This is a genomic window from Klebsiella sp. K5-204, assembly GCF_030128585.1.
Taxonomy (GTDB): Bacteria; Pseudomonadota; Gammaproteobacteria; order Enterobacterales; family Enterobacteriaceae; genus Klebsiella; species Klebsiella quasipneumoniae.
Window position 1 is genome coordinate 1 of the sequence record NZ_JAKUZS010000009.1, and the last position, 11,744, is coordinate 11,744.

At 57.6% G+C, this 11,744-nt stretch carries 15 protein-coding genes; 9 read left to right on the top strand and 6 right to left on the bottom strand.

Annotated elements, in window-relative coordinates:
• Positions 1 to 224 precede the first annotated feature (224 nt).
• Positions 225 to 791, bottom strand: coding sequence for a D-glycero-beta-D-manno-heptose 1,7-bisphosphate 7-phosphatase (gmhB, locus tag MKR05_RS21930; protein WP_004204479.1), 567 nt, complete (start codon positions 789 to 791; stop codon positions 225 to 227).
• Between the two features lie 188 nt (positions 792 to 979).
• Between gmhB and metN the strand changes: the two genes are divergently transcribed.
• From metN to MKR05_RS21965, 7 genes are all read left to right on the top strand, one after another.
• Complete coding sequence (gene metN, locus MKR05_RS21935; RefSeq protein WP_002889450.1) at positions 980 to 2,011, top strand: methionine ABC transporter ATP-binding protein MetN; 1,032 nt, start codon at positions 980 to 982, stop codon at positions 2,009 to 2,011.
• Positions 2,004 to 2,657 (top strand): methionine ABC transporter permease MetI, encoded by a 654-nt coding sequence (locus MKR05_RS21940; RefSeq protein ID WP_004204478.1) that lies wholly within the window; start codon positions 2,004 to 2,006, stop codon positions 2,655 to 2,657. Before metN ends, MKR05_RS21940 begins: the two co-directional genes overlap by 8 nt.
• A gap of 43 nt (positions 2,658 to 2,700) precedes the next feature.
• Positions 2,701 to 3,516, top strand: coding sequence for a methionine ABC transporter substrate-binding lipoprotein MetQ (metQ, locus tag MKR05_RS21945; protein WP_002889445.1), 816 nt, complete (start codon positions 2,701 to 2,703; stop codon positions 3,514 to 3,516).
• A gap of 106 nt (positions 3,517 to 3,622) precedes the next feature.
• Complete coding sequence (gene rcsF / locus MKR05_RS21950; RefSeq protein WP_023292059.1) at positions 3,623 to 4,030, top strand: Rcs stress response system protein RcsF; 408 nt, start codon at positions 3,623 to 3,625, stop codon at positions 4,028 to 4,030.
• Positions 4,027 to 4,734, top strand: a complete 708-nt coding sequence (gene tsaA, locus MKR05_RS21955) for a tRNA (N6-threonylcarbamoyladenosine(37)-N6)-methyltransferase TrmO (protein ID WP_032452991.1) — start codon at positions 4,027 to 4,029, stop codon at positions 4,732 to 4,734. The genes rcsF and tsaA overlap by 4 nt, the downstream gene beginning before the upstream one ends.
• Positions 4,735 to 4,846: 112 nt before the next feature.
• Positions 4,847 to 6,565 (top strand): proline--tRNA ligase, encoded by a 1,719-nt coding sequence (proS, locus tag MKR05_RS21960; RefSeq protein ID WP_032452990.1) that lies wholly within the window; start codon positions 4,847 to 4,849, stop codon positions 6,563 to 6,565.
• A 59-nt stretch (positions 6,566 to 6,624) separates the two neighbouring features.
• Positions 6,625 to 7,467 (top strand): YaeF family permuted papain-like enzyme, encoded by an 843-nt coding sequence (locus MKR05_RS21965; protein ID WP_087825068.1) that lies wholly within the window; start codon positions 6,625 to 6,627, stop codon positions 7,465 to 7,467.
• 158 nt (positions 7,468 to 7,625) lie between these two features.
• On the opposite strand, the gene nlpE is transcribed toward MKR05_RS21965, so the two are convergent.
• Genes nlpE through MKR05_RS21980 form a run of 3 tightly spaced genes read right to left on the bottom strand, consistent with a single transcriptional unit; the run spans position 7,626 to position 9,322 of the window.
• The gene (nlpE, locus tag MKR05_RS21970; protein ID WP_087825067.1) at positions 7,626 to 8,324 is read right to left on the bottom strand and encodes an envelope stress response activation lipoprotein NlpE; all 699 of its coding nucleotides are present in this window, start codon (positions 8,322 to 8,324) and stop codon (positions 7,626 to 7,628) included.
• Between the two features lie 42 nt (positions 8,325 to 8,366).
• Entirely contained in the window at positions 8,367 to 8,780 is a 414-nt protein-coding gene (arfB, locus tag MKR05_RS21975) for an alternative ribosome rescue aminoacyl-tRNA hydrolase ArfB (protein ID WP_004204468.1), read from the bottom strand.
• Entirely contained in the window at positions 8,777 to 9,322 is a 546-nt protein-coding gene (locus tag MKR05_RS21980; protein ID WP_023292054.1) for a YaeQ family protein, read from the bottom strand. The genes arfB and MKR05_RS21980 overlap by 4 nt, the downstream gene beginning before the upstream one ends.
• Before the next feature lie 196 nt (positions 9,323 to 9,518).
• Between MKR05_RS21980 and MKR05_RS21985 the strand changes: the two genes are divergently transcribed.
• Complete coding sequence (locus MKR05_RS21985) at positions 9,519 to 9,719, top strand: YaeP family protein (protein ID WP_002889429.1); 201 nt, start codon at positions 9,519 to 9,521, stop codon at positions 9,717 to 9,719.
• Complete coding sequence (gene rof / locus MKR05_RS21990; RefSeq protein ID WP_002889424.1) at positions 9,706 to 9,966, top strand: Rho-binding antiterminator; 261 nt, start codon at positions 9,706 to 9,708, stop codon at positions 9,964 to 9,966. The genes MKR05_RS21985 and rof overlap by 14 nt, the downstream gene beginning before the upstream one ends.
• Before the next feature lie 12 nt (positions 9,967 to 9,978).
• Here rof and tilS read toward each other — a convergent pair whose 3' ends face one another.
• Positions 9,979 to 11,292, bottom strand: coding sequence for a tRNA lysidine(34) synthetase TilS (gene tilS, locus MKR05_RS21995; RefSeq protein WP_064158234.1), 1,314 nt, complete (start codon positions 11,290 to 11,292; stop codon positions 9,979 to 9,981).
• A 53-nt stretch (positions 11,293 to 11,345) separates the two neighbouring features.
• On the bottom strand, positions 11,346 to 11,735 hold the full coding sequence (locus MKR05_RS22000) for a VOC family protein (RefSeq protein WP_002889387.1): 390 nt from the start codon (positions 11,733 to 11,735) through the stop codon (positions 11,346 to 11,348).
• Positions 11,736 to 11,744 lie beyond the last annotated feature (9 nt).

An 11,744-nucleotide genomic window follows, 5' to 3' on the forward strand; every position in this document is an offset into this window, starting at 1 on the left:
GTTGCGACGCGCTTTAGCGCTCTGTCGCGAGGTGGCGTATATTACGCTTTCCTCTTTCAGAGTCAACCCGTTTTTCAGGATTTTTCTCTTCAACCGAACCGGCTGTTTGTGTGAAGTGATTCACATCCGCCGTGTCGATGGAGGCGCATTATAGGGAGCCCGCCGGGAATGACAAGCGGAAAAATACAATTTTATTTCAACCGCTCATCTTTTATACGCAACGCTTATTTTTGCTGCTTTTTAATCGCCGCCGGCAGCTCGGTCAGGCTATTTAGCACCCAATCCGCGGCTTTTTCCGCTTCTTCAGTAACAGGCTTACCGGTACGCACCAGCACTTTAGTACCGACATCAGCGGCCGCTGCAGCCTGCATATCTTCCAGTTTGTCCCCTACCATATAGGAAGCGGCCATATCGATATGCAGATAATCGCGGGCGGAGATCAGCATCCCCGGATGCGGTTTACGGCAATCACAGGTCTGACGGTACTCCTCAACCGCACCCTGCGGGTGATGCGGGCAATAATAGATACCGTCCAGATCGACGCCACGGTCTGCCAGAGACCAGTCCATCCATTCGGTCAGCGTTTCGAACTGGGCTTCGGTAAATTTACCGCGAGCAATACCGGACTGGTTAGTGACCAGCACCAGCGCGTAGCCCATCTCTTTGAGCTCGCGCATTGCGTCAATGACGCCATCGATAAATTCAAAATTGTCGATTTCGTGGACGTAGCCATGATCGACATTAATGGTGCCGTCACGGTCGAGAAAAATTGCGGGTACTGACTTTGCCACCGGTTTGCTCCTGAAAAAGGCTAGTGCCGTTAGTATCGCATGTTTCCGCATGCAAGAAAGTGCTCATTATAAAGAGTCAGATTGATTTAGACGTCTGGATGCCTTAACATCCATTTCATTGCCAGGCATCGCCTGGATACGGCAGAAGAAAATGCCACGGCAAACGGCTAAACGATAATAAATAACTGATGATTAAACTTTCCAATATCACCAAAGTGTTCCAGCAGGGGAATCGCAGCATTCAGGCGCTGAACAATGTCAGCCTGCATGTCCCTGCCGGACAAATTTACGGCGTCATCGGTGCCTCAGGCGCCGGTAAAAGTACGCTGATTCGCTGCGTTAACCTGCTGGAGCGCCCGACCGAGGGCAGCGTACAGGTTGACGGTCAGGAACTGACTGCGCTGTCGGAAAAAGAGCTAACCCGCGCTCGCCGTCAGATTGGCATGATTTTCCAGCATTTTAACCTGCTGGCATCCCGCACCGTTTTCGGCAACGTAGCGTTACCCCTGGAGCTGGATAACACGCCGCAGGCAGAAATCAAACGCCGTGTGACGGAGCTGCTGGATCTTGTCGGCCTGGGCGATAAGCACGACAGCTATCCGGCTAATCTCTCCGGCGGCCAGAAACAGCGTGTCGCCATTGCCCGCGCGCTGGCCAGTAACCCCAAGGTGCTGCTGTGCGATGAAGCCACCAGCGCCCTGGATCCGGCCACCACCCGTTCCATTCTCGAACTGCTGAAAGACATTAACCGTCGTTTGGGGCTGACCATCCTGCTGATCACCCACGAAATGGATGTAGTGAAACGCATCTGCGACTGCGTGGCGGTGATTAGCAACGGCCAGTTGATTGAACAGGACACGGTGAGCGAAGTCTTCTCCCATCCGAAGACGCCGCTGGCCCAGCAGTTTATTCAGTCGACGCTGCACCTGGATATTCCTGATGACTACCAGGCGCGCCTGAAACCTACCGCCACAGCGGATAGCGTACCGATGCTGCGCATGGAATTTACCGGCCACTCCGTCGATGCGCCGCTGCTTTCTGAAACCGCGCGTCGCTTCAACGTGAATAACAACATTATTAGCGCGCAGATGGATTATGCCGGCGGGGTGAAGTTCGGCATCATGCTGACCGAAATGCACGGTACACAGGAAGACACTCAGGCGGCTATCGCCTGGCTGCAGGAACATCATGTAAAAGTAGAGGTATTGGGTTATGTCTGAGGCAATGATGTGGCTGCTGTTGCGCGGCGTATGGGAAACGCTGGCAATGACCTTTGTCTCCGGCTTCTTCGGTTTTGTCCTTGGTCTGCCGGTGGGCGTGCTGCTGTACGTGACCCGTCCGGGGCAAATCGTCGCCAATGCTAAACTGTACCGGACGCTGTCGGCGCTGGTGAACATTTTCCGCTCCATCCCGTTCATTATCCTGCTGGTCTGGATGATCCCGTTTACCCGCGTGATCGTCGGCACCTCAATCGGCCTGCAGGCGGCGATCGTGCCGTTGACGGTGGGCGCCGCGCCGTTTATCGCTCGCATGGTGGAGAACGCCCTGCTGGAGATCCCGACCGGCCTTATCGAAGCCTCCCGGGCGATGGGCGCCACGCCGCTGCAGATCGTGCGTAAGGTTCTGCTGCCTGAAGCGCTGCCGGGTCTGGTCAACGCCGCCACCATCACCCTGATCACCCTGGTGGGCTATTCCGCCATGGGCGGCGCGGTGGGCGCCGGCGGTCTGGGGCAGATTGGTTATCAGTATGGCTATATCGGCTACAACGCCACCGTAATGAATACCGTACTGGTATTGCTGGTTATTCTGGTTTATTTAATTCAATTCTCTGGCGATCGCATCGTCCGGGCTGTGACTCATAAATAACGTTATTGGCAGACAACACTCATTCTTACAGGAAGGAAATAACATGGCCTTTAATTTCAAAACCTTTGCGGCAGTTGGTGCGTTAATCGGTTCTCTGGCGCTGGTGGGTTGCGGTCAGGATGAAAAAGATCCGAATCATATTAAAGTCGGCGTTATCGTCGGGGCGGAGCAGCAGGTCGCTGAAGTCGCGCAGAAAGTGGCAAAAGAGAAGTATGGCCTTGACGTTGAGCTGGTGACCTTCAACGATTACGTTCTGCCGAACGAAGCGCTGAGCAAAGGCGATATCGACGTCAACGCCTTCCAGCATAAACCGTATCTCGACCAGCAGATTAAAGACCGCGGCTACAAGCTGGTGGCTGTCGGCAACACCTTCGTCTACCCGATCGCGGGTTACTCGAAGAAAATCAAATCGCTGGACGAACTGCAGCCGGGCTCGCAGATCGCCGTCCCTAACGATCCGACCAACCTCGGTCGTTCTCTGCTGCTGCTGCAGCAGGTGGGCCTGATCAAACTGAAGGACGGCGTAGGCCTGCTGCCGACCTCGCTGGATATCGTCGAGAACCCGAAAAACCTGAAGATTGTTGAACTGGAAGCGCCGCAGCTGCCGCGTTCTCTTGACGACGCGCAGATTGCGCTGGCCGTTATCAACACCACTTACGCCAGCCAGATTGGCCTGACCCCGGCGAAAGACGGCATCTTTGTTGAAGGGAAAGAGTCGCCGTACGTGAACCTGATCGTGGCGCGTGAAGACAATAAAGATGCTGAGAATGTGAAAAAATTCGTTCAGGCTTACCAGAGCGATGAAGTTTACGAAGCAGCAAACAAGATCTTTAACGGCGGCGCAGTGAAAGGCTGGTAATCTTTTCTCACCGTAATATCATTCAGGACGGGCTTCACGCCCGTCTTGTCATTTATGCAAGCACCTGATTCAATAACGCCCTGTTTTTATTCATTGAGGAAATACTATGCGTGCTTTACCGGTCTGTTTGTTAGCACTCATGTTAAGCGGTTGTTCCATGCTAAGCAGATCTCCCGTTGAACCTGTTCAAAGCACTGCAACTCCCCCGGTTAAATCGGAGCCGAGCAAACCACGCGCAACCCGTCCGGCGCCGGTACGTATTTATACCGATGCGTCAGAGCTGGTAGGTAAACCATTCCGCGATCTGGGGGAAGTGTCTGGCGAGTCCTGCCAGGCCTCGAATCAGGATTCTCCGCCGAATATCCCTACCGCCCGCAAGCGCCTGCAGATTAATGCCGCACGTATGAAAGCCAATGCTGTCCTGCTGCACCGCTGCGAAGTGACCAGCGGCACCCCAGGCTGCTACCGTCAGGCGGTTTGTCTGGGCTCGGCGCTTAACGTCTCGGCGCAATGAGTGCATTTCAGTTCGCGCAGATAGGCGTGATCCGCTCGCCGTATAAAGAGAAGTTTGCCGTACCTCGCCAGCCGGGTCTGGTCAAGCACGGCGGCGGAGAACTCCATCTGATCGCGCCCTACAACCAGGCCGACGCCGTGCGTGGTCTGGAAAGCTTCAGCCATCTGTGGATCCTGTTTGTGTTTCATCAGACCATGGAAGGCGGCTGGCGTCCGACGGTGCGCCCTCCCCGTCTCGGGGGCAACGCGCGTATGGGCGTCTTCGCCACCCGCTCCACCTTTCGCCCCAATCCCATTGGCATGTCTCTGGTTGAGCTGAAGGGCGTCCGCTGTCAGAAAGAGCAGGTGATACTGGAACTCGGCAGCCTCGATCTCGTCGACGGTACGCCGGTGGTCGACATCAAACCCTATCTGCCGTTTGCCGAAGCGCTACCCAACGCGCACGCCAGCTACGCGCAACAGGCGCCGCAGGCGGATCAGGTCGTCAGTTTTACCGCCGACGTCGAAACGCAGCTTTTGCATCTGGAGAAGCGTTATCCGCACCTGAAGGCGTTTATCCGAGAGGTGCTGGCGCAGGATCCGCGTCCGGCCTACCGTAAGGAGGAAGAGGCAGGCAAAAATTACGCCGTCTGGCTGCTGGATTTCAACGTCCGCTGGCGGGTGACTGCCTCCGGTTTTGAAGTCTTTGCCCTCGAAGCGCGCTAATTTTATTTTCCTCTCTTTTGGCATCTTTGCCACACTGGTAAACTAAACCACTTTTTTTGTTTCAGGCTGGGCAACCAGCCTGTTCCGCTCGTTTAACTGGAACCGTTACAACATGCGTACTAGCCAATATCTGCTCTCCACTCTGAAGGAGACACCTGCCGACGCCGAGGTAATCAGCCACCAGCTGATGCTGCGCGCCGGGATGATCCGCAAGCTGGCCTCCGGGTTATACACCTGGCTGCCGACCGGCGTGCGCGTCCTGAAAAAAGTCGAAAACATCGTGCGTGAAGAGATGAACAACGCCGGTGCGATCGAGGTGTTAATGCCGGTCGTTCAGCCATCTGAACTGTGGCAGGAGAGCGGTCGCTGGGAGCAGTACGGCCCGGAACTGCTGCGCATTGCCGATCGTGGCGATCGTCCGTTCGTCCTCGGTCCAACCCACGAAGAGGTCATCACCGATCTGATCCGCAACGAGCTGAACTCCTATAAGCAGCTGCCGCTGAACTTCTATCAGATCCAGACCAAATTCCGCGACGAAGTGCGCCCGCGTTTCGGCGTGATGCGCTCCCGCGAATTCCTGATGAAAGATGCGTACTCTTTCCATACTTCGCAGGAATCGCTGCAGGAAACCTACGATGCGATGTACGCCGCTTACAGCAAAATCTTCAGCCGTATGGGGCTGGATTTCCGCGCGGTACAGGCTGATACCGGCTCCATCGGCGGCAGCGCCTCTCATGAATTCCAGGTGCTGGCGCAGAGCGGCGAAGACGATGTGATCTTCTCCGACAGCTCCGACTACGCGGCAAACATTGAGTTTGCGGAAGCCGTTGCGCCGAAAACGCCGCGCGCAGACGCCACCCAGGAGTTGACCCTGGTCGACACGCCGAACGCCAAAACCATCGCCGAGCTGGTTGAGCAGTTCAACCTGCCGATCGAAAAAACCGTGAAAACCCTGCTGGTGAAAGCGGTTGAAGATAGCGCTTCCCCACTGGTTGCCCTGCTGGTGCGCGGCGATCACGAGCTGAACGAAGTGAAAGCGGAAAAACTGCCGCAGGTCGCCAGCCCCCTGACCTTCGCCACCGAAGAAGAGATCCGCGCCCTGGTGAAAGCCGGTCCGGGCTCCCTGGGTCCGGTGAACCTGCCGGTGCCGGTTATTATTGACCGTACTGTGGCGGTGATGAGCGATTTCGCCGCCGGCGCCAACATCGACGGCAAACACTACTTCGGCATCAACTGGGACCGCGATGTCGCCACGCCGGAAGTCGCTGACATCCGTAACGTCGTTGCCGGCGATCCGAGCCCGGACGGCAAAGGTACCCTGCTTATCAAGCGCGGTATCGAAGTGGGTCATATCTTCCAGCTGGGGACGAAGTACTCCGAGGCGATGAAAGCCGCGGTTCAGGGCGAAGATGGCCGCAACCAGATCCTGACCATGGGTTGCTATGGTATCGGGGTCACTCGCGTGGTGGCGGCGGCGATTGAGCAGAACTTTGACGATCGCGGTATTGTCTGGCCAGATGCGATTGCGCCGTTCCAGGTGGCGATCCTGCCGATGAACATGCATAAATCTTACCGTGTGCAGGAGCTGGCGGAGAAACTGTACGCCGAGCTGAGCGCCCAGGGTATTGAAGTGCTGATGGACGATCGTAAAGAGCGTCCGGGCGTGATGTTCGCCGATATGGAGCTGATCGGTATCCCGCACACCATCGTGCTGGGCGATCGTAACCTCGACAACGACGATATCGAATACAAGTATCGTCGCAACGGTGAGAAGCAGCTGATCAAGACCGGGGATATTGTGGAATATCTGGTTAAAGCGATAAAAGGCTAATTACACAGCTCAGGGCCCTGAACGGATGTCAGGGCCTTTTTTTTACAAGGACTGTACCCATGACTGCACCTCTCCTCAGCAGCGGGCTGCTTACCTCCGCCCTGCTCCTGCTTACCGCCTGCACTGTAGACGTCGGCCGCAGCGCCCCTTCCGCATCCGCTACCGATGGCCGCTCACCGCCATGGGCTGTCACCCTCCAGCGTCAAAGCTCGATTGCCGGCAGCGGACTGCGCGAAATCGCCGAAAACGACCTTCGTTCCGGCGACCTGCTCTTCTCCTCCAGCCTTGGCGTCACTTCGCTTGGGATCCGCGCCTTCAGCGCCTCTTCCGTGAGCCACGTCGCGCTGTATCTCGGCGAGGGTCAAATTGCGGAAGCTACCGGCGCCGGCGTGCAGGTGATATCGCTACAGCAAGCGATGGCGCACAGCGATAAACTCTTTGCCCTCAGGGTGCCCGATCTGACGCCGGACCAGGCGATGGCGATGAGAAGCTTTGCCTGGCAGGTCAAAGACAGCGGGTATAACTATCGCGGCATTATTCAGTTTATCCCTTATATGGTCACCAAACCGCTCTGCTCGCTCAACCCTTTCTCGCGTCATTTTCGCCAGCAGTGCGTAAGCGGCCTGGCCAAAGCGCAACTGGGCGATGGGGCCAGCCCCGACAAGAAAGCGTGGTTTTGCTCGGAGTTTGTCAGCGAGGCCTTTATCAGAGCCGGGCATCCGCTGACCCTGGCGCAGGCGGCGTGGATCAGCCCTTCCGATCTGCTGCACATGCGGGAAGGAGATGTCGCCACCTTTAAACCCGAGACGCAGCTGCAGCATGTCGGGCATCTGAAACCAGGGGTTTATCTTCAGGCCGGTAAACTGGTGGGGTTGAGCAAACCGAAGGCCGGTGCGGAGTAAAAGAACGATTTGCCCTTTACCCCCCGTCATGAGGCTCATGCTTCGTGCGCTATGGTTGGTGGAAAAGGGGGGACGGTAAAACCGCAATGACCCAATTCCGCTGGCCGGCTACCGCTGAGACGTATCCCCTGCCCGTTTCCCGGGCAGGAGCCGGACAATCAGTGTCCGCAGTCCTTCCCAGGAATAAATTTGCCAGCCTGCTCCGTCATCAGCGTTTTCATCATTTCGCCGGTATCCGGGTTCGCCTCGAGGGTAAAGTGCCCCTCCACCACCAGCAGCACCGGACGTGAATCATTGCCGCGGGCCGCGGCATAATCCCGCTCAAGCTGGGCATTATTCGCCACCGCGACGCGTTTACCGGTCGCGCAATCAGTAAAGGTTGCCGCATCGGCCATATAGAAGTACATGCCACGCATCGCCATCGGGGTGGTCGGCAGGCTGGCCTTCACCGGCTCCAGGGTATAGTTGAGGGGAGACTGAATGGGACTCCCGTTGCGGTCGAGCATCTCCAGCTTGTCGCCCTTCGCGCGAAAGTACGATTTTTCGCCCTTGCTGTTGGTCAGTACCAGCTTATCCGCCGTACGCGCCCAGGTGCCGTAAGAGGCAAAGGAGGATGGTTCACGACGCGCGCCCTGGTAGTGCTCATTCATCACCCAGGTGCCGTCTTTTTCCAGGAACAGCGAGGTGTCGATGCCTTCGCAATCCGCGCAAGGCAGTACCCCGCGCCAGCTTTGCTGCATCGGCTTGAGCTCTTCCATCGCCGCCGGCTGGACCGTGTCAGTTTCGGCGCGATGGTTACAACCAAACAGCGCGAACAGCGAACAGGCCGCTATCACGGAGAATATGATTTTCTTCACTCTACTTTCCTTATGATCCATTCCACCCGTTCGCCGACGCCTTCACTGGCGAACTTTCCCACGCAGCGCCTTGACTGAGGACTTTTGCGCCTTGGAAGCAAGGCGTCGCTCTTTGGATGCCCGAGTCGGTCGCGTCTCCCGGCGACTTTTTTGCACTGCGGTCAATTCTTTGATAAGGGCCACCAGCCGGGCGATCGCCGCTTCGCGGTTCATCTCCTGACTGCGATATTCCTGAGCCTTAATGATAACCACACCGTCAGCAGAAATTAAGTGGTGGCTGGCGGCGAGCAGGCGCTCTTTGTAAAACGCCGGCAGGCTCGAGGCTTTAATATCGAAGCGCAGATGGATCGCGGTCGACGCTTTGTTCACGTGCTGGCCCCCGGCCCCCTGGGCGCGAATACCTTCCAGCGTGATCTCGTTATCGGCAATGGCCACGCTGCGGCTGATAGTAATCATGCCGGCCCTTGCCAGGCGGTAAGCTGAATTTCCAGATTATTCTGAGCGTCGGACAACCAGATGCTCCCCTCCTGCAAAGTGGCCTGCAGCGTCATCGTGCGGTCGGCAAAAGCGCTAAGCTGCGCCAGCTGGGCATCATCAAGATACCAGATAGTCAGCTTCGGGTATGCCGCAAGCTTGTTCTGATTCTGCTGCCACCAGATTTCAGCCGCCCGGCTGTTATAGGCAAACAACGCCACCGCCTGCGCCCGCGAGCAGGCTTTCTTGAGACGTTTCTCGTCCGGCAGCCCCAGCTCGATCCACAGATCAACCCCGAGATGATCGTTAAGCAGCCACAGCTCCGGCTCGTCGTCTGACGAGAGGCCGCGCGTAAACTGCAGCCGCTCATCGGCATATTTGATCCACGCCAGCAGGCGCAGCATCATGCGCTCCTGGGTTTCCGACGGGTGCTGCGCCAGCGTCAGGTTAGCATCCAGAAACTGGTTGCGATCCAGATCGGCTACATTCACCGCGGCTTTATATATCGTCGCTTTCAGCGCCATGAACAAACTCCTGAAAAAAATGGCGTACATTGTAGCGAAACTGGCGACAAAAGGCTGTCAGCAATCGCAGCAACCTGTTTCATCCTGCTGAAATTGCTTAAATGACTATGATATAGTTCCCTTGCTAAACAGAGTTTATCTTCGTAGGCTTAAACTTGCATCCCACGGTTGAGTCAGAACGCTGACAGGAGGGCATGTGGACCACTATTGTGAGTTAATACGCAAGCGGTATGCGGAAATAGCCAGCGGAGACTTAGGGTATATCCCGGATGCGCTGGGTTGCGTGTTGAAAGTATTGAATGAGATTGCGGCGGATGAGGCCCTTTCGGAGTCAGTCAGGGAAAAGGCCGCTTATGCGGCAGCAAACTTACTGGTGAGCGATTATGTCAATGAATGATACTTATCAACCCATTAACTGCGATGATTACGACAACCTGGAGCTGGCCTGCCAGCATCACCTGGTGCTGACGCTGGCGCTGAAGGATGGCGAACAGCTGCAGGCGAAGGCCAGCGATCTAATCTCGCGTAAAAATATCGAGTATCTTGTGGTCGAACTCGCCGGCAACGTCCGCGAGCTGCGCCTGGATAAAATCGCCAGCTTCAGTCACCCGGAAATCGGCACCGTGGTGGTGAGCGAATCCTGAATCAAAACGGGCTTAACCGCCCGTTTTCCTCCACGCCAGACTGACCCCTTCCCCGTCTTTGACTTCACCTTCGTTGGTCACAAACAGATCGTCCGCTGCGGCAATCGGCGTTTCGCCGTAAAACAGCAGCGGCGTGGTGTCTCGTCGCCACGGAGCAACGCCCAGCTCCTGCCAGATCTTCTTCAGCTTACGGCCGCCATGACGCCCGACGATATGCAGATGGCCGCTGGCGCGAAAGCGGACGGTGACTGGCTCATCCGCCGGGGGCGGGCGCAGCCTGCCGCCCGGCTGCAGCACCAGCTCACCAAGACCGTCCGCCAGCCGCAGCGGTTGGCGCCAGTCTGTCCAGCGCTGGACGCTGTCCGTCTGCCCGGGTACATATCTCACCCAGTACAAGCGCTGCTGAAAACGGCGGACGGTAAATTCCCCCAACCGCAGGCAGGGGCTGGCATCTTCCCGCGCCAGCGCCACCTCGTGCCAGAGGCGCTCAGGCACCTCGCGGGCCGGCATCGGCGCCTGCTGCCCGGCGAGCCAGCGACGCAGCAACGCCGCTCGGCGGGGAGAACTCATCGACGTCAGCGGCGCGATAGCCAGCGACCCGTCTTCGGCCACCAGCGACGCCAGCTCCGCCGCCAGCATCTCGTCCAGCAGCTGCTCCTGCTCGGCGCACAGGCTGGCGCTGCGGGCGACGGCCTCGCTAAAGTGCGGCCAGCGCTCACGCAGCACCGGGATCACCCGCAGGCGCAGGAAGTTGCGGTCATAGGTATCGTCCTGATTACTCTCATCTTCAATCCACGACAGCTGGTGGGCGAGCGCCCACTGGCGCAGCGATTCCCGGGTTTCATTGAGGAGAGGACGCAGCAGTCGACTGCCGGCAAAGGGAGACGATGGCGCCATCGCCGACAGGCCGGTCGGACCGCTGCCGCGTTTTAACGCCAGCAGCAGCGTTTCACACTGATCGTCCTGGTGCTGAGCGGTCACTAACACTTCGCCGGCGCGGAGCGTCTCCTGAAAGGCCTGATAGCGCGCCGCGCGGGCATGGGCCTCGACGCCCAGGCCGCCCCGGGCTAACGTCACGCGATGCACCGCCAACGGCACCTGCCACTGCTGGCAAATTTGCCGACAATGCGCCACCCAGTCGTCTGCGTGGGCGCTAAGGCCGTGATGAATATGCACCGCCCGCAGCGTCAGAGAGGGATCCTGTTCCCGCAGCAGCACCAGCTGATGCAGAAGAACCGTCGAGTCCAGACCGCCGCTGAAGGCCACCAGCAGCTGGCGATGGGGATGAAGCGTATGCGCAATGTTAGCCGTCATAACCACAAACATACCGAGAAGTGATGGCCCGGCACGTTACCGGGCCAGGGTCGCGCTGGCAAGGTTTACTGCTGATATATTTCCAGCGGCAGGTCGTCCGGATCGCTAAAGAAGGTAAAGCGTTTACCGGTAAAGGGATCGACGCGAATCGCTTCGCACTCCACGCCATGCGCCGTCAGGTGCGCCACCGCAGCGTCGATATCATCCACGCTAAAGGCCAGATGACGCAGCCCGCAGGCTTCCGGACGACTGGGTCGGGCCGGCGGAAACGGGAACGAGAACAGCTCAATCACATACTCGCCGTTGAGCGCCAGATCGCCCTTCCAGGAGTCACGTTCGGCGCGATAAAACTCGCTTTGCAGCGTAAACCCCAGAATATCGCAATAGAACGCTTTACTGCGGGCGTAGTCAGTCGCAATGATGGCAATATGGTGAACCCGTTTCAAACCCAGCATGGTCAAACT

Excerpts from the sequence above, each read along its gene's own strand:
- MKR05_RS21965 (WP_087825068.1), top strand. The coding sequence starts at position 6,625 with ATGACTGCACCTCTCCTCAGCAGCGGGCTGCTTACCTCCGCCCTGCTC.
- MKR05_RS21980 (WP_023292054.1), bottom strand. The coding sequence starts at position 9,322 with ATGGCGCTGAAAGCGACGATATATAAAGCCGCGGTGAATGTAGCCGAT.
- MKR05_RS21940 (WP_004204478.1), top strand. The coding sequence starts at position 2,004 with ATGTCTGAGGCAATGATGTGGCTGCTGTTGCGCGGCGTATGGGAAACG.
- metQ (WP_002889445.1), top strand. The coding sequence starts at position 2,701 with ATGGCCTTTAATTTCAAAACCTTTGCGGCAGTTGGTGCGTTAATCGGT.
- rcsF (WP_023292059.1), top strand. The coding sequence starts at position 3,623 with ATGCGTGCTTTACCGGTCTGTTTGTTAGCACTCATGTTAAGCGGTTGT.
- metN (WP_002889450.1), top strand. The coding sequence starts at position 980 with ATGATTAAACTTTCCAATATCACCAAAGTGTTCCAGCAGGGGAATCGC.
- MKR05_RS22000 (WP_002889387.1), bottom strand. The coding sequence starts at position 11,735 with ATGCTGGGTTTGAAACGGGTTCACCATATTGCCATCATTGCGACTGAC.
- proS (WP_032452990.1), top strand. The coding sequence starts at position 4,847 with ATGCGTACTAGCCAATATCTGCTCTCCACTCTGAAGGAGACACCTGCC.
- tilS (WP_064158234.1), bottom strand. The coding sequence starts at position 11,292 with ATGTTTGTGGTTATGACGGCTAACATTGCGCATACGCTTCATCCCCAT.
- arfB (WP_004204468.1), bottom strand. The coding sequence starts at position 8,780 with ATGATTACTATCAGCCGCAGCGTGGCCATTGCCGATAACGAGATCACG.
- rof (WP_002889424.1), top strand. The coding sequence starts at position 9,706 with ATGTCAATGAATGATACTTATCAACCCATTAACTGCGATGATTACGAC.
- tsaA (WP_032452991.1), top strand. The coding sequence starts at position 4,027 with ATGAGTGCATTTCAGTTCGCGCAGATAGGCGTGATCCGCTCGCCGTAT.